Source organism: Rubrilithobacter danxiaensis (assembly GCF_047272945.1).
In the GTDB taxonomy this organism is placed as follows: domain Bacteria; phylum Bacteroidota; class Bacteroidia; order Sphingobacteriales; family Sphingobacteriaceae; genus Rubrolithibacter; species Rubrolithibacter danxiaensis.
Genome location: NZ_JBKOPS010000007.1, coordinates 22,668 through 38,646 on the forward strand (window position 1 = coordinate 22,668; position 15,979 = coordinate 38,646).

13 protein-coding genes are annotated in these 15,979 nt (G+C 37.5%); 7 read left to right on the top strand and 6 right to left on the bottom strand.

Annotation, left to right across the window (positions count from 1 at the left end):
• Positions 1-19: 19 nt before the first annotated feature.
• Entirely contained in the window at positions 20-1,210 is a 1,191-nt protein-coding gene (dinB, locus tag ACLCDL_RS10350) for a DNA polymerase IV (protein ID WP_423148218.1), read from the top strand.
• On the opposite strand, the gene ACLCDL_RS10355 is transcribed toward dinB, so the two are convergent.
• Complete coding sequence (locus ACLCDL_RS10355; RefSeq protein ID WP_423148219.1) at positions 1,207-3,273, bottom strand: OPT family oligopeptide transporter; 2,067 nt, start codon at positions 3,271-3,273, stop codon at positions 1,207-1,209. The genes dinB and ACLCDL_RS10355 overlap by 4 nt on opposite strands.
• A gap of 89 nt (positions 3,274-3,362) precedes the next feature.
• On the opposite strand from ACLCDL_RS10355, the gene ACLCDL_RS10360 reads away from it, so the two are divergent.
• Complete coding sequence (locus ACLCDL_RS10360; protein ID WP_423148220.1) at positions 3,363-3,854, top strand: D-glycero-alpha-D-manno-heptose-1,7-bisphosphate 7-phosphatase; 492 nt, start codon at positions 3,363-3,365, stop codon at positions 3,852-3,854.
• Positions 3,855-3,945: 91 nt separating this feature from the next.
• Entirely contained in the window at positions 3,946-4,941 is a 996-nt protein-coding gene (mgrA, locus tag ACLCDL_RS10365) for an L-glyceraldehyde 3-phosphate reductase (protein ID WP_423148221.1), read from the top strand.
• A 5-nt stretch (positions 4,942-4,946) separates the two neighbouring features.
• On the opposite strand, the gene ACLCDL_RS10370 is transcribed toward mgrA, so the two are convergent.
• Positions 4,947-6,179 (bottom strand): TCR/Tet family MFS transporter, encoded by a 1,233-nt coding sequence (locus ACLCDL_RS10370; RefSeq protein ID WP_423148222.1) that lies wholly within the window; start codon positions 6,177-6,179, stop codon positions 4,947-4,949.
• 178 nt (positions 6,180-6,357) lie between these two features.
• Here ACLCDL_RS10370 and ACLCDL_RS10375 point away from each other — a divergent pair, with 178 nt between their 5' ends.
• A complete protein-coding gene (locus ACLCDL_RS10375) occupies positions 6,358-8,496 on the top strand; it encodes an OmpA family protein (protein WP_423148223.1) in 2,139 nt (712 codons plus the stop codon).
• Positions 8,497-8,713: 217 nt separating this feature from the next.
• Here ACLCDL_RS10375 and ACLCDL_RS10380 read toward each other — a convergent pair whose 3' ends face one another.
• The 3 genes from ACLCDL_RS10380 to ACLCDL_RS10390 are packed head-to-tail and all read right to left on the bottom strand — an operon-like array spanning position 8,714 to position 10,797.
• Positions 8,714-9,958, bottom strand: coding sequence for an MFS transporter (locus ACLCDL_RS10380; protein WP_423148224.1), 1,245 nt, complete (start codon positions 9,956-9,958; stop codon positions 8,714-8,716).
• 15 nt (positions 9,959-9,973) lie between these two features.
• Complete coding sequence (locus ACLCDL_RS10385) at positions 9,974-10,201, bottom strand: hypothetical protein (RefSeq protein WP_423148225.1); 228 nt, start codon at positions 10,199-10,201, stop codon at positions 9,974-9,976.
• Between the two features lie 2 nt (positions 10,202-10,203).
• The gene (locus tag ACLCDL_RS10390) at positions 10,204-10,797 is read right to left on the bottom strand and encodes a TetR/AcrR family transcriptional regulator (protein WP_423148226.1); all 594 of its coding nucleotides are present in this window, start codon (positions 10,795-10,797) and stop codon (positions 10,204-10,206) included.
• Positions 10,798-10,877: 80 nt separating this feature from the next.
• Here ACLCDL_RS10390 and ACLCDL_RS10395 point away from each other — a divergent pair, with 80 nt between their 5' ends.
• The 3 genes from ACLCDL_RS10395 (at position 10,878) to ligD (ending at position 14,749) form a co-directional block, all read left to right on the top strand.
• Positions 10,878-11,393 (top strand): ferritin-like domain-containing protein, encoded by a 516-nt coding sequence (locus tag ACLCDL_RS10395; protein WP_423148227.1) that lies wholly within the window; start codon positions 10,878-10,880, stop codon positions 11,391-11,393.
• A 10-nt stretch (positions 11,394-11,403) separates the two neighbouring features.
• The gene (ku, locus tag ACLCDL_RS10400; RefSeq protein WP_423148228.1) at positions 11,404-12,174 is read left to right on the top strand and encodes a non-homologous end joining protein Ku; all 771 of its coding nucleotides are present in this window, start codon (positions 11,404-11,406) and stop codon (positions 12,172-12,174) included.
• 61 nt (positions 12,175-12,235) lie between these two features.
• Positions 12,236-14,749: a DNA ligase D gene (gene ligD, locus ACLCDL_RS10405; RefSeq protein WP_423148229.1), complete on the top strand. Its 2,514-nt coding sequence runs from the start codon at positions 12,236-12,238 to the stop codon at positions 14,747-14,749.
• 49 nt (positions 14,750-14,798) lie between these two features.
• Here ligD and ACLCDL_RS10410 read toward each other — a convergent pair whose 3' ends face one another.
• Positions 14,799-15,977 carry a tetratricopeptide repeat protein gene (locus tag ACLCDL_RS10410; RefSeq protein WP_423148230.1) on the bottom strand — a complete coding sequence of 393 codons (1,179 nt, stop codon included), beginning with the start codon at positions 15,975-15,977 and terminating at the stop codon, positions 14,799-14,801.
• Positions 15,978-15,979 lie beyond the last annotated feature (2 nt).

Genomic DNA, 15,979 nt, shown 5'->3' on the forward strand with positions numbered 1-15,979 from the left:
TTTTATATTTGCTTTGAAAATGGAAGAAGAAAAAAGGCATATTGTTCACATCGACCTTGACTCATTTTTTGTTTCTGTAGAGCGATTGAAAAATTCATCACTAAATGGAAAACCAGTTTTAATTGGTGGAAGTTCTGACAGGGGAGTAGTTGCATCCTGTAGCTATGAAGCACGTCGGTTTGGTGTACATTCTGCCATGCCTATGAAAAAAGCCCGGCAACTTTGCCCTCAGGCGGTAATTATTGGCGGAGATTATACTTCTTACAGCAAGGCTTCCAAGTCGGTAACTCAGATTATACAAAACACAGTTCCTCTTTTCGAAAAAACCTCTATTGATGAGTTTTATATTGATCTGACAGGAATGGATAAATTTTATGGATGTTATCAGATCGCCTCTGATTTGCGTCAAAAAGTAATTAAAGAAACAGGTCTTCCTATTTCTTTTGGCCTTTCTTCAAACAAAACGGTTTCAAAAGTGGCAACCGGTCAGGCTAAACCAAACGGGCAATTATATATAGAACATGGAAAGGAAAAAAGCTTTTTGGCCCCTTTGTCTGTACGTAAAATACCTATGATTGGCGAAAAAGCCTGTGAGACTTTACTTAGCATGGGAATTCATAAAGTAGGCGATCTGCAAAAGCAAACCTTATCCAACCTGGAACGCGTTTTCGGTAAAATGGGTAAAATGATGTGGGAGAAAGCGAATGGCATCGACCGTTCGCTTGTGATTCCTTACCATGAAAGAAAATCTATTTCGAGCGAAAATACTTTTCATCAGGATACGGCAGATAAGAAAGTGATAGAACAGCTGCTTGTTTCTATGACAGAACAACTGACCTTTCGCCTTCGCCAGGAAGGAAAAGTAGCTACCTGCCTTGCAGTAAAAATCCGCTATTCAAATTTTGATACCTTTACTCAACAGATCACCATTCCGCCAACTCATTCAGATACCGTTTTATTTCCATTGATAAAGGATCTTTTTAATAAAGCGTACAAAGAAGCAAAGCTGATACGGCTCATTGGTGTGCGTTTAAGTAACTTAACCGACGGCCCTTTTCAGGTTGGTTTATTTGATAATTACGAGCGAAATGAAAAACTGTATAAAGCTCTTGATAACTTAAATCTGCGGTTCGGATCCAAAACTATATCAAGGGCCATTTCTATGGATATTAATAGCCGCGATTTTAATCCATTTTCAGGGAAAGATTAAGAACTTTTTACATCAATTTTTGATTTACCGGTAGCAATTTTGTAAAGTACAATCCCCATGATAACAAAGAAAATAAATCCTAATATCTGAAATCCTTCTTCACCTAAAGCTGTTGTTAATCCTTTTTCCATATTAAGTTTATTAACCGGCCCGGCCGTGTTTTCAAAAGCCATCAAAAAAGCATAAATAACGCCCATTAATGCTCCACCGGCCACCAAACCGGTTGCAAACAGCGAACCTTTTCCAAGTTCATCGTCCTCTTTATACTCATTTCTTCTTTTAGCACGGTAATCTACCAAACCTTTAATTGCACCGCCGGCAAAAATAGGAAGCGTAGTAGATAGGGGAAGATATGCTCCAACTGCAAAAGATAAAGCATTTACACTGCATAGTTCAATGGTAACAGCAAGGAAAACTCCCACTAAAACAAACTGCCAGTCTAAATTGAAAGATAAAAGCCCTTTAATTAATGTAGCCATTAAGGTTCCCTGCGGAGCAGGATAAACGGTGCTTCCAATTGCATGTTTAATTCCCTGTGCCTGCAATTCAGGTGTTGGCCTGTCCAAAACTGAAAGTGTAATGCCAATAATTACGGCTGAAACAATAGCGCCGACAAAAAGAGCAAGTTGCTGGTATTTCGGTGTTGCCCCTACAATATATCCTGTTTTTAAGTCCTGAGAAGTTGCACCGGCATTTGCTGCTGCAATACAAATCATACCTCCAACAACCAGAACCATTGGCTCATAATAATTTCCAGTCCAGCCGGCGCTTATAAAAACAAGGCAGGTACCCATAACAGTGGCAATGGTCATACCTGAAATTGGATTGGAAGAAGAACCAATTAGTCCCACTATTCTGCTAGAAACAGTTACGAAAAAGAATCCGAACACAACCACAAGTACCCCAATCAATAATTTATTGATTATGGAATTTCCCGGAATTTGGGGCAGGGCAACCATCAGGATTATAAGCCCAATACTTCCGAAAATTACTGTTTTAAAAGACAGGTCCTGCTCTGTTCTTTTTGCACTTGCTTTTTCAGCTGCAGCACTAACAGAGGATAAGCTGGATTTAAAAGAGGAAACGATTGTCGGAATGGTTTTTAACAAGGTAATAAATCCACCAGCTGCTACAGCTCCTGCACCGATTTGTCGCACATAAGCCCGGTAAATTGCATCTGTATAATCAGTAAAGGTTTTTGTAAGTGGGTTCCAATCTCCGGGGCCGCCTGTAGCAGTAAGGCTTTGTAAATAACCAAGTTTAACTAATTGGGTCGCTATTGTTTCCGCAGGAACAAGTGTGGCAATCAAGGGAATCAATCCGAGCCAGGCAAGGACTCCTCCAGCTACCAGTACACCGGCAATACGTGGGCCTATAATATAACCCACTCCAAGGTACTCTGGCGTAATTTCTCCATTTACAGTTGCTGAAGGGAAATATTTATTTGTTTGGGCTGTAACCCAGGTTGGAGTTTCGGCAATAATATGAAATACTTTTTGCAAAATAGCGTAAGCAAAGGCAAACCCTAATCCCTGGTATGCGGTTTTGGCAAAGTCACCACCTTTTTCTCCCGCGATAAGAACGGAAGCACAAGCTGTTCCTTCCGGATAGGGCAGTGTTCCGTGCTCTTCAACAATAAGCGACTTTCGAAGTGGAACCATCATGAGCGTTCCTAGAATTCCCCCAAGGGCGGCAAGAAAAAATATCGGCCAGTATGAAAAAAAACTTTCGCCCTGGCTTCCCGCAGATAAAAATAAAAATCCCGGTAGTGTAAAAACTACCCCTGCAGCGATTGATTCTCCTGCAGAGCCGGTGGTTTGAATGATGTTGTTTTCCAGAATAGTAGTTTTAAAAATCTTACGTCCGATGGAAATGGCTAAAACAGCAACGGGTATAGAAGCCGATACTGTTAAACCTGCTTTTAATGCTAAATAGACGGTTGCAGCACCAAATATTATCCCGAAGAACGCTCCTAAAAGAACGGATTTGAGGGTAAACTCTGCAATACGGTTTTCAGGAGCAATGTAAGGTTGAAATACTTTTTCGGTTTTTATTTCTGCCATAAGATTTATAATTGAATTGCAAATAAAGATAATACTTAAACAATAGCAATAAAGTTTAAAATTATCAGCAAGGATTGTAGTTTTGCCGCATGCAAAAAAATAAAGCTGTTTTTCTGGACAGGGATGGGGTTTTAAATAAAGAACTGGGCGACTACGTATGTAAGGTGGAAGATTTTATTGTTCTTGAACATAATTTTAAACCTTTAAAAGAGTTGCAGGACAGAGGTTATTTATTGATTGTAGCAACCAATCAGGGTGGTCTTGCAAAAAAATGGTATAGCCAGGAAACGCTGGATGGCATGCACCTCATATTAAGAGAAAAATATGCAGAGCATGGGGTACACTTCTCAGAAATATATTACTGCAATCATCATCCAGAGTATAGCAGTAAATGCCTTTGCCGTAAACCAGGCTCACTGATGCTGGAAAAAGGCGTAGCGAGATTCAATATTGATCCGGCACAATCGTATTTTATCGGCGACAGGGAACGTGACATACTGGCTGGAGAAGGAGCAGGGCTCACAGGAATTCTTATCAATTCTGATCAGCCCATAAGCGAAGTATTACATCTGATCAGGTAGGATTCATAGCGTAAACTTTTAAAAAATAAAGAGTTTTCATATTTAATAAGCTCTTTTAAAACTTTGATTATTTTTACCGAAATCAAAAAATATGCATTATCAACCAAATCCAGCCCGTTATAATAAAATGGGATACCGCCGCTGTGGTAACAGTGGACTAAAGCTTCCGGCTTTGTCCCTGGGCCTTTGGCAAAATTTTGGCGATATAAATATCCTGGAAAACAGTCGCCAGATATTAAGATTAGCTTTTGACAGCGGAATAACTCATTTTGATCTCGCCAACAACTATGGTCAGCCTGCGGGCTCGGCTGAAGAAAATTTTGGAAAGATATTGAAAGACGATTTCAGAGGGTACCGCGATCAGCTGATAATATCGTCAAAAGCAGGATACACGATGTGGGAAGGCCCATACGGGGATTGGGGCTCGAAAAAGTACCTTGTTTCCAGTTTAGACCAGAGCCTTAAAAGGATGGGGCTGGATTATGTGGATATTTTCTATCACCACCGTCCGGATCCCGAAACTCCTTTGGAAGAAACAATGTCGGCACTTGATCTGATAGTAAGACAAGGTAAAGCGCTTTATGTAGGAATTTCTAATTATAATGCAGAGGAATCTGCCAACGCGATTGCTATTTTAAAACGCTTAGGTACTCCCTGTTTAATTCATCAGCCCAAATATTCTATGTTTGTAAGATGGGTTGAAAACGGATTGCTGGATGTTTTAGAAGAAGAAGGAGTAGGATGCATCCCTTTTTCACCTCTGGCCCAGGGACTTTTAACGGATAAATATCTGAAAGGAATTCCTGCAGATTCAAGAGTAGCATTGGCTCCGGGAAATGGAGCGCTGGAAGAAGACCAGGTGACGGAGGCTAATATAAATAAGGTTAAATTGTTGAATGAAATTGCTTTGGAAAGAGGACAAACACTTGCTCAGATGGCATTATCCTGGATTCTTAAAGATAAACGAGTTACTTCTGTTTTAGTTGGAGCAAGTAGACCCCAACAGGTAACAGATTCATTAAAATGCCTTGATAATACTGACTTTACAACAGGTGAATTGGATAGGATAGAGCAAATATTAAAATAATTAAGTTATTGTTTATCAGGAGCATTACTGTGATGTACTGAAAGCGAACGTACAGATAAAACAATACTGATTATTGTTAAGATAGCACCCATTAAAAACGGAGCTCCCGGGAAATAGACCGGAGCCCCGTTTTTTGTAAAATAAGCGAATAAATACGTCATTAGTAAGGGGCCTACAATAGAAGTTACACTCATTAAACTGGTAAGAGCCCCCTGCAATTCTCCCTGTTCATTGGCTGGAACCTGAGATGACATAATTCCCTGGAGTGCGGGGCCTGCAATCCCGCCTAAGGCGTAAGGAATCATGAAGGCGAACATCATCCAGCCCTTAGAGGCAAAGGCAAAGAGAATAAAGCCGATTACATATAAAGCCAGTCCGCAGTATATTGCATTTTTTTGTCCGATCTTAGGAATAATTATTCGTATTAAACCTCCCTGTACAATAGCGATAGTTAGCCCTACAAAACCTAACGAATAACCAACCCAGGATTCATTCCAATTAAATTTAAGCATGGTATAATAAGTCCAGGTTGATTGAGCAGCGTGTCCTGCAATATATAAAAGCACTATTGACCAAACCAGGCTTGCAATGGCAGGGTAACGCTGCAGATGAAGTAAGGAACCTGCAGGGTTAGCACGTTTCCATTCAAATTCCCTCCGGTGATCCTTCGAAAGTGATTCTGGCAGGATAAAGTATCCGTAAATCCAGTTTAATAGGGATAATCCGGCTGCAATAAGAAAAGGGACACGTGTACCATAATGACTAAAAATACCGCCGATTACGGGTCCGATGATAAAGCCCAAACCAAAAGCGGCGCCTACTAAACCAAAGTTTTGTGCTCTTTTTTCAGGAGTACTGATGTCTGCAATGTATGCAGCGGCAGTTGTAAAGCTTGCTCCTGATATGCCTGCTATTATTCTTCCTACAAAGAGCCATGTAATAGAGGGAGCAAAGGCCAGAAATAGATAATCAATGCCAAGTCCGAAAAGTGAAGCAAGTAATACTGGTCGCCGACCACATTTATCACTTAATCCCCCCAGGACAGGAGAGAAGAGAAACTGCATAAAGGCGTAAGCAAACGTCAACCAGCCTCCATATTCAGAGGCAGTGCTCAATCCGCTGCCCGTTAATTCCTCTATTAGTTTTGGAACAACGGGTAGTATAATTCCAATACCGGTGCAGTCAATAAGCAATGTAATGAAAATAAAACTTAAGGCGGCAGTACGTTTATCAGTCATTATAAAAAATTAAGGACGCAAAGAAAATAAAAATTGAATTAAATAAGGATAGCAGAAAATTTTACACATAGTAAGTAAATTTGTTAATTAAAAAGTAATCGTTACTTTTATAGATTATTTAATGATGCAGTATCGTTGAATTTCTTCTTAATTGTACTTACTAAAAGAACGCTCAGTTATGACAATTAATAAAATAAATAAAGCGCTGATTTTATTACTATATTTTTCCCCTTTTTTTACTGTTAAAGCCCAGGAAACTACTTTTGCCGCAAATAATGACAGGCCTGTAAACAGATCATTTATTCAGGAAATTTCATCCTGGACCTTCCGAAAAGAAGAAACGGTCAATAAAAAAATGCTTTCAAAAGCTGACAATCACTTCAAATCTCTCCGGTTTAAAACAGCTATTCCATTGTATTTAAATGCAATTAAAACCGATGCTGAAAATAATTATATCATCAGCCAGCTGGCAGAATGCTATAGAAATATAAAAGACTATCAGAACGCAGAAAAATGGTATGGCAAACTTGTAGCATTCGATAATACCGATTCAGAATCTGTGCTTCATTATGCAGAAGCATTAGCCAGTAACGGAAAATATGAGCAATCTGCTGAATGGTATGAAAAATATCATCAGCTAAACCCAAGCGACGAGAACAGCCAAAAATTTTCTAGAATATATAGCAAAGTAGGAGACCTATATGCGGATTCATTAAGATGGCAGGTAAGTTATTCGTCTTTTAATTCTTCACGTGCAGATTTTTCGCCCGCATTTTTCAAAAGAGGGTTGGTTTTTACTTCTAACAGAAGTCCAGGTTCGGCCAGTAAAAGAATATTCGGATGGGATGGAACTCCTTTTACTGATATTTACGAAATTCCTGACACTGCGAACATTAATGTCAGCAATAAAATCAATGAAATAAAAGTGAAGCCTGTAAAGCATCATTTTTCTAATCCTGACGATACTGCACCTACCAGCAACGATAGCAGAACTCTGGGTAATATCAGTTTAATTAAGGAAGAGGTGAGTGGAAGTGCTGTTAATTTCAGTACCGAAATTAATTCAAAGTATCATGATGGTCCTATCAGTTTCGCACAAAATGGAAGTTTTGCAGTGTTTAACAGGAATGGTAAAAAGAGTAAAGATGGAACCAACCGCTTGAAACTATTTTCGGCTCAATATGCCGGAGGGCAATGGTTCAATCTTCAATCTTTTCAGTATAACAGCGACAGTTATTCGGTGGGGCATCCTGCTTTATCAGAAGATGGAAATACTTTATATTTTATTTCTGATATGCCCGGTGGATTTGGAGGAACAGATCTTTATTATTCTACTCGTACCACTTCCGGATGGAGCCAGCCTGTAAATCTGGGTGATGCTGTTAATACCACTGGAAACGAAATGTTTCCTTTCCTGGATAACCAGGGGAATTTGTATTTTTCTTCAACCGGCCTGCCTGGGTTAGGCGGATTGGATATCTTTTCTGTTCCGGTAAAAAATTATCTGCCTGCAGGTAATCCTAAAAATATCGGTTATCCTGTAAATTCTTCTAAAGATGATTTTGGTATAATTAAAAGTGCAGCAAATTTATCCGGTTATTTTAGTTCAAACCGCCTTGGGAACGATGATATTTTCAAATTTGCTTTTAATCCTTTAAATATCCGCTTAAAAGGTTTCGTCTTTGCTAAGAACGAAAATACTTCAATGGGACTTGAAGGAGCAAAAATTATTGTAAAAACTAACAATGTAAGCGATACCTTGAATACCAATAATATCGGAACGTTTCAGTCTGATCTTGAACCAAATAAACAATACCAGATAGAGGTGATGAAAGATGGATATATTACCAGCACAGCCTCTGTTAATACGGAGGGTATAAATCAGAACAAAACATTTGAACTTAATTTGGATCTTGCCAAAATCAATATTTCAAAACCGGTACCGGTTCTTTCTGAAACTGACCTGGCTGTACACACCATTTATTATAATTTTAATAAATCAGCACTAAATAATACCTCTATTGAAGAGCTTGACAAGATGGTTGAGATTATGAAGAATCATAAGGATGTTAATATTCTTGCCACTTCATTTACCGATAGCCGCGGTAGCAATTCATATAACTTGGAATTATCTAAAAAACGTTCTAACTCAGTAAAAGCTTATTTAATTGAAAACGGAATTGCTGAAGACAGAATAATCACCAGTTACAAAGGTGAAGCTGAATTAGTAACCCGTTGTGCAAACGGAATTAAGTGTACAGAGAAGGAACAGATGCTTAACAGACGGACAGAGTTCAGGATTGTAATTATGAAATAGTCCTTTTAAAAGAGAAAATAATAAAAGCAGAAAGAGTAAACTAAATACAGTTTACTCTTTCTGCTTTTCAGATATATATAAAGTTTATAACATTTATTATAAACTTTAAGATTCATAGTAGTTATAACTTTTCTTCAAATACTATCGTTTTGTCCACTTTTATTTTTGTCCTATAATTAATATTATGTTAAATATAAAAATTACTACCCTTGCCTTTCTATTTACTGGAAGGGAATTTATGGATTACATATTTATTTATTGTTGACATCATTACAATTGTTAATATCATGGCGGCGATAACAACATACCCCAAAATATCATAATTTAATAAATCTCCGTTAGCGCTTTGGCCCACAATTAGCCCGGCTATTACAGATGCGATTCCTCCGGAAATTTGCTGCACAGATGAATTTATTCCCATAAATGCCCCGCGGTCCTGTGCATCCGGTACTGCTGACATTAAGGCGGAAGCAGAAATCATTCTGGATGAGATTCCTATAAATAAAAGTACGCTGAGACCTATTACAAGCCATAAAGGTGTTATACCAAGATTTGTATAAATCGCTATAATGATCATGCTTAGTACAGATCCGATACAAAAGACTTTAAATTTCCCAATTTTATCACTTATTTTTCCTGTAATTGGCCCGAAAATGATAGCGAAAACTCCCGTAACTGCGTAAACTAAAGGTAAGTCTGCTAATGAAATTCCTAAATTATGAATGCTGAATGCGCTGCCAAAAGGCATTAACATAAAACCGCCTGTTGCTAATAAAGTTGTTGCCGCAAATCCCCGTAAATAATCTCGTTTTGATAGTGTTTTAAGTAAGTGCTGCACCGCATTTCGTTCCGATTTAAGCTTCAGATGTTCGTTTACAGGTTTCATTTTAAGAACAATTATCACTCCGACAATTGCGCTTAAGCCCACTATCATTAAAAATGGAGAATGCCAGCCAAAATGGTTTGCTAAATATAATCCGATTGGAATTCCTAAAACCTGGCTTGCAGCAAAAGCCATTTGTACAACACCCATTACTCGTCCCCTAACCTCAAGTGCAAACAGATCGGTAATAATAGCGAATGAAACTGATGAAATAACTCCGCCGAATATTCCGGTGATAATGCGTGCAATAAGTAAATAATGATAATCTGGCGCTATTCCGCATAAAAAAGTTCCTATCAGAAATCCCGAGTAGAAAAAAAGCAATAATTTCTTACGGTCATACTTATCTGCAAATCCAGCAGCAAGCAATCCGGAAATACCTGCACTAAAAGCGTAAGCTGATACAACCCATCCGAATTGTTTAGGCGTAATGCTAAGTTCGCTCATTAGCTGTGCTCCCAAAGGAGATAAAACCATGAAATCCAGAACTACCGTAAACTGCAGGATTGCAAGTATTGCAATAATAAAGGTCTGATAGCTTGTAAATACTTTTTCTTTTGTTTTCGTTGATGATTCCATCTTTAATTTTAGTAGTTAATCTTCCAGTTCCTGACACTGGAATCCTGCATTTAGTATTAATTGTGTAATCTGACAAGCGTTTAAAGTTTTGGTTTCTATCCGTAATACTTTATCGCAATCCATAAGATCTATATTCCAGTTGATTATTTCGGTCTGGTTTTTTAAAATAGATTTTATCGCACTAACATCCCGCTTTCTATAAATATTGGTCTTAAATACCAAAATGCTTGTTATTGTTGTCATAGTTAGGGTTTTAAAGCTTTTAACACCAACTGGAGCGTTTGCATCATTAACTCCTCAGTTAGTGAAAAATTGGTTTTACCATTTATACTTCTCCCCTGCCTGTTAAATTTTAAAAGCTGGTATAAAGGTGCAAAAGCAACAGACCAATAAACTTCTACAGGCACGCGGATTAGTTCGTTTCTTGTAATTGCGTTAGAAACAAACTTTCCCATAGTTTGCATAAAGGTTTTATCAATCAGTTCAAATGCTTTTATGTATAAAGGAGAATGCCTAATCTGTTCAATAAAATCAATATGCATAGGATTTTCAAGACAATACTTTGCTCTGTTCAGCCATTGTATTTTTAATCCCTCATCAAAGTGCATATCCGGCGAGAAATTTTGGAGAGTTGCATCAGACATTTTTTTAGTTTCTTCTATACAAATCTGAATGAGAAGATCCTCCCTGTCCTGAAAATAGATGTAAATGGTAGCTGGTGATACACCTGCTGATCGGGCCAATTTTTGCATACTAAGCCCATCAATGCCGTTACTAACAACCATTTCCATGGCTTTTTGTCGTATCATCTGCTCTTTATGCTCGTCCCGTATTCGCATCCGACAAATATAAATGAATGTTCGTTTACTTATGTGAAAAAATTTCAATTTCCTAAAAACATCCTGTCAAACTATTTTAAATGAAGAGCGTTTTTAAAGTATCTACCCGAAAAATTATGGAACAATACCCGGAAAATTATACTAAACAACTTCAGCGTATATTACTAATTATAAATGACGGAAAAGAAGGTTATGCAAAAGCAGCTGAGCAAGCTACATCCAATCATTTAAGAGAATTATTTATAAGTTATTCAAACCAGCGCCGGGATATGGCTCTGGAATTAAAAGAAAAGATTGAAAAGATGGGAGGAAAAGCTGAAAATAATGAAGGAGATAAGGCAGGAAGTGTTCATCGGGCTATGATGTCTTTCAAAACAGCTTTTACATCCGATAAGAAAGACGATCAGGCTATACTGGAAACCTGCCGAACAGGTGAACAGGCCGCCCTGGATGTATTTGATGATATTTTACAGGGAAGTATTCTTGAAACGGATTTGAAAGGATTTATAACAGGCTTAAGAATGCAAGTTTCGCAGGCTTACTATGAGATGGATAAATTGTACTTTGAGCGGTTTAATTCCAGCCCTGAAGTTTAACTGATTGTTTATGAGATCAATATGGAAAGGCTCAATAGGTTTTGGATTAGTAAACATTCCAATTAAACTGTATTCTGCAGTACAAAGCAGTTCACTGGGCCTTGATATGCTTGACAGCAGGGATCAGTCACGTATCCGTTATCAGCGAATTAATGAAAAAACAAGAAAAGAAGTTCCTTACGATAAAATTGTAAAAGGGTATCCGATAAATGACGGATATGTAATTCTGGAAGATAAAGACTTTGAAGATGCTAGTCCGGAAAAAAGTAAAATGATAGAAATTGAAAGTTTTGTAGACATCGAGGAAGTAAACCCAATGTATTATGAAACATCCTATTATTCAGAACCGGAAACGCAAGGCCGAAAAGCATATGCCCTGTTAATAAAAGCGTTGCAAAAATCTAAAAAAGCGGGACTGGCACGTTTTGTTCTGCGAAGCACAGAAAATCTGTGCATAATTCATCCGGTAGACAAAGTAATTGTGGTAACAAAAATTCGCTTTGCGGAAGAGATAAGAAGCAGTGACGAAATTTTAACACCGGATGATGTGAATATCAGTAAAAAGGAACTGGATGTTGGGATGGCACTTATTAACCAGTATACAACAACATTCGAGATAGATAAATTTAAAGATGAATACCACAGCCAGCTCTTAAAGATTATTGAAGCAAAAGCAAAAGGTAAACGTCCGACTATCAAAAAACTTAAACCTCAAAAAGCTGCTAGTAACGATTTGTATGACCAATTAATGCAAAGCTTAAATTCAAGGAAAGGGGCTTAACTCATTAAAAATAAGTACAATCTGTTCAAATTCAACTTTTCATCTTAATTAGAAGCCGTCTATGACTCTTCAAAAGTACCTTGAGAAACGCGATTTTACACAAACAAATGAACCTATATCCGGTAAAAAAAAAGGAAAAGAATTAAGGTTTGTAGTACAGCGTCATCATGCTTCTCATCTGCATTATGATTTTAGGCTTGAAATGGAAGGAGTATTAAAAAGCTGGGCTGTTCCTAAAGGTCCTTCGCTGAATCCGAAAGATAAGCGGCTGGCAATGATGGTAGAAGATCACCCCTATGATTACAGAACATTTGAAGGTGTTATTCCTGAAGGTAATTACGGAGCCGGTGTAGTAACTATATTCGATGAAGGTACTTATGAAAGTTTAGAAGGAAAGAACGATGAAAAAGCTCTTTTAAAAGGTTTGTACAGTGGGAATTTAAAATTCCGGTTAAAGGGCAAGGTTCTGAAAGGTGAGTTTGCGCTGGTTAAACTTAAAGATGCTGAACCTAATTCATGGCTGTTGATTAAACATAAGGATGAATTTGCCGTAGATAAAAAGTTTAACAGTGAAGATCTTGTGCCGGAAACAGTAAAGAAAAAAGGGGTTGAACGAAAGAAAAAAGCAGGTAAAAAGAACCTTTTAAACATCTCTAAACCGGCAGAAATTGAAGAGAAACCTGAGTTAAAAACGGAAGCAGCAGCTTATAAACCGATGCTTGCAAAACTATCGTCAGATGTGTTTGATAATGACGAATGGATTTACGAAAAAAAGCTTGATGGCTACCGTGCGATTGCCGTTACAGAGAAAAGTGTAAAACTGATTTCCAGAAACGGTATTGATTTTAGTGAGAAGTATGAGCCGGTAACAAAAGCCTTATCTAAGATAAATAATGAGGCGGTAATTGACGGGGAATTGGTTGTGGAAGATAAAAACGGCATCAGCTATTTTCAGGAAATACAAAATTATAATTCCGGAAATAAAAACTTCAGCTTAAAATACTATGTATTTGACCTCCTTGCATTAGATAAGCACGATTTGCGGAGCATGGAGCTTGTAAAGAGAAAAGAGTTATTAAAGGCCCTGATCGAACAATTGAACGATCCTGTAATTATTTTCAATGAACATATTAAGGGAAAGGGAATAAAACTTTTTGCTGAAGCAGAAGAAAAAAAATGGGAAGGGATTATTGCAAAAAAAGCGTCGAGTTTATATGAATCTGGAAAAAGGTCGGATAGCTGGCTGAAGTTTAAATTGCAATCCTCACAGGAAGCTGTGATAATAGGATTTACTAAACCTGCAGGAAGCAGGAAATACTTTGGTTCTCTGGTATTGGGGATGTATGAGGGCGAGCAATTAATTTATATCGGCAATTGCGGTACAGGTTTTAATGAAACTTCACTTAAGGAGTTATACAATCTGATGTTGAAACTTAAAACCGATAGAAAGCCTGTTTCGCAAAAAGTTCATCAGGAGAAGACTACTACCTGGCTAAAGCCTGAACTGGTTTGTGAAGTTACCTTTACAGAATGGACGGCCGATAATCATTTGCGGCATCCGGTATTTAAAGGACTCAGAACAGACAAAGAATCGGAAGAAATACATAAAGAAAATAATATTTTCATAAATAAAACTGAGAAAACACAGAAAGAAACTCCAAAAGAAATGCCGGGTGAATTGGAAGAAAACTTTGGAAAAAAGAAATTAAAGCTTACAAATTTAAATAAGCTGTACTGGAAAAAAGAAGGAATAACAAAGGGACAGCTGATTGATTATTACAGGCAGGTATCACCTTATATTCTCCCCTATCTGAAAGACCGGGCGCTTTCCTTAAACAGGCATCCTAACGGGATTGATGCTCCCGGATTTTTTCAAAAAGATCTGGATACAGAGCAAATTCCTTCCTGGATAAAATATGCTCCGCTTTATTCAGAAAGCAATGATAAAGACATTGATTATTTAGTGTGTAATGATGAACCTACTTTGCTCTGGATGGCTAACCTGGGATGTATCGAAATTAATCCCTGGCTTAGCACATACAAAAAACCCGATAATCCGATTTTTGCTGTAATGGATCTGGATCCGCAGGATGTTGATTTTAGGGAGGTAGTACGGGTTGCCCTTACAATAAAAGAAATATTGAACGAAATGGGCATTAAACCTTTTATTAAAACTTCCGGTTCAAGGGGCTTACATATTTTTATTCATATCGGAGCTAAATATGATTATGAGCAATCTAAAAATTTTATTCAGTATCTCGGCCATTTAGTTATGGCCCAGCATCCGGATACAACCAGCCTTGAACGCAGTCCTTCAAAGAGAAAAAATAAAATTTATCTCGATTTTCTTCAAAATCGCCGCGGTCAAACAATAGCAGCCCCCTACTCTGCCCGTCCAAAACCAGGTGCAACTGTTTCTACTCCAATAGAATGGGACGAAGTAAATGAAGATCTTGATATTAAAAACTTTACCATATTTAATACCTTAGATCGTTTAAAAGAAAAAGGTGATCTATGGAAAGACATCACCGAGTGTAAAAATGATTTGAAAAAAGCTTTGGAGAAGTTGAAATAAAAAAACCGGATTATTGGAATCCGGTTTTTTCTTGTTGATTTGTTACTGCTTATTGTAAAGCATCTATTTTCTTTTTGATCTCAGCCACTTTACCTGTATCATTTTTAAGCAGATAATACGTTTTTAAATTTTCAAGTGCTAAAACAGATTTTGGATTTAATTCGTTTGCTTTTTGAATATAAGGCAAAGCACGGTCAGCCTCAACATTTGCTTTTTTCAGCATTGCATTGTATTCCGTTTGCTTATTTGTGGGAATATTTCTTGCCTTATTATAAATATCAATTGCATTATTTAAAATAACACCGCCAAGGTTGAGGTTTGCATCTGCAAAGTTCGGATCAATAGCTAATGCTTTTTTGTAAGCTTCTTCGGCTTTCTGATAGTCTTTTAAAGAGTTGTAAGCTACTCCTAAATAAAAAGGATATGTTTTATTTGAAGGATCTTTTTCAGCTTGCGCAGATATTTTACTTACTATTTCTTTTTGCTTACCTGCAACTAAACCAAGTTCAATTTCCTGTGTAGCCAGTTTTGCATCTTTAGGATATTTCTGAGTACCCTCAGAAGCTACACGGATAGCAGAAGTGGTATCGCCTTTTAAAGCATACAAACGTGAAAGGTCTAAATAAACTTGGTTGCCAATTGAAAAATTTGTTTTGGTAAGCTGATTGTATTTCTCAATAGCCTTATCATAGTCCTTTAAATTAATTGCAGCTAAACCGGCATAATAATTAAAAGTGGAATCAGTAGGCATAAAAACCAATCCTTCATTAAAAGAATTATATGCTCCTTCATAATTTTTTGCCTGGAACTCTCTTACTCCTTTATTTAACGCACTCTGAGCAATTAATTTTCCGGCAAGATCAATGTTCGCTTTATTCTGGCCTTCTTTATCCAGTTCTGACGCTTTTTTCAGCGAGCTTGCAGCTTCTTTAACTAATGGATCTGTTTTTGATTGAACAGTATCTAATAAAGCCAGGTCGGCATAAATCAGAGCACGATAAGTCCATGTAGCCGGATCGCCGGAGGTTTTAGCATTGGCAGAAGCTTTGTCAATAGATTCTTTGGCCGAATTTAAACTCGAAACACCAAGCGCAGCTGTATTTGCATTTTTTAGCTGCGTGTATTTTTCGTAATCACTTTTTGCACTGTTCAATACACCTTTTTGTGCATAGGTGCTTACAGAAAGTGCAAGAAATGAACATGCAAGTATGAAAGATTTAATTTTCATGA

What these genes read in the sequence shown, in the direction of transcription:
- ligD (WP_423148229.1), top strand. Translation starts at nt 12,236, where the DNA reads ATGACTCTTCAAAAGTACCTTGAGAAACGCGATTTTACACAAACAAAT.
- ACLCDL_RS10370 (WP_423148222.1), bottom strand. Translation starts at nt 6,179, where the DNA reads ATGACTGATAAACGTACTGCCGCCTTAAGTTTTATTTTCATTACATTG.
- ku (WP_423148228.1), top strand. Translation starts at nt 11,404, where the DNA reads ATGAGATCAATATGGAAAGGCTCAATAGGTTTTGGATTAGTAAACATT.
- ACLCDL_RS10375 (WP_423148223.1), top strand. Translation starts at nt 6,358, where the DNA reads ATGACAATTAATAAAATAAATAAAGCGCTGATTTTATTACTATATTTT.
- ACLCDL_RS10395 (WP_423148227.1), top strand. Translation starts at nt 10,878, where the DNA reads ATGAAGAGCGTTTTTAAAGTATCTACCCGAAAAATTATGGAACAATAC.
- ACLCDL_RS10355 (WP_423148219.1), bottom strand. Translation starts at nt 3,273, where the DNA reads ATGGCAGAAATAAAAACCGAAAAAGTATTTCAACCTTACATTGCTCCT.
- ACLCDL_RS10410 (WP_423148230.1), bottom strand. Translation starts at nt 15,977, where the DNA reads ATGAAAATTAAATCTTTCATACTTGCATGTTCATTTCTTGCACTTTCT.
- ACLCDL_RS10380 (WP_423148224.1), bottom strand. Translation starts at nt 9,958, where the DNA reads ATGGAATCATCAACGAAAACAAAAGAAAAAGTATTTACAAGCTATCAG.
- ACLCDL_RS10385 (WP_423148225.1), bottom strand. Translation starts at nt 10,201, where the DNA reads ATGACAACAATAACAAGCATTTTGGTATTTAAGACCAATATTTATAGA.
- ACLCDL_RS10390 (WP_423148226.1), bottom strand. Translation starts at nt 10,797, where the DNA reads ATGCGAATACGGGACGAGCATAAAGAGCAGATGATACGACAAAAAGCC.
- mgrA (WP_423148221.1), top strand. Translation starts at nt 3,946, where the DNA reads ATGCATTATCAACCAAATCCAGCCCGTTATAATAAAATGGGATACCGC.
- dinB (WP_423148218.1), top strand. Translation starts at nt 20, where the DNA reads ATGGAAGAAGAAAAAAGGCATATTGTTCACATCGACCTTGACTCATTT.
- ACLCDL_RS10360 (WP_423148220.1), top strand. Translation starts at nt 3,363, where the DNA reads ATGCAAAAAAATAAAGCTGTTTTTCTGGACAGGGATGGGGTTTTAAAT.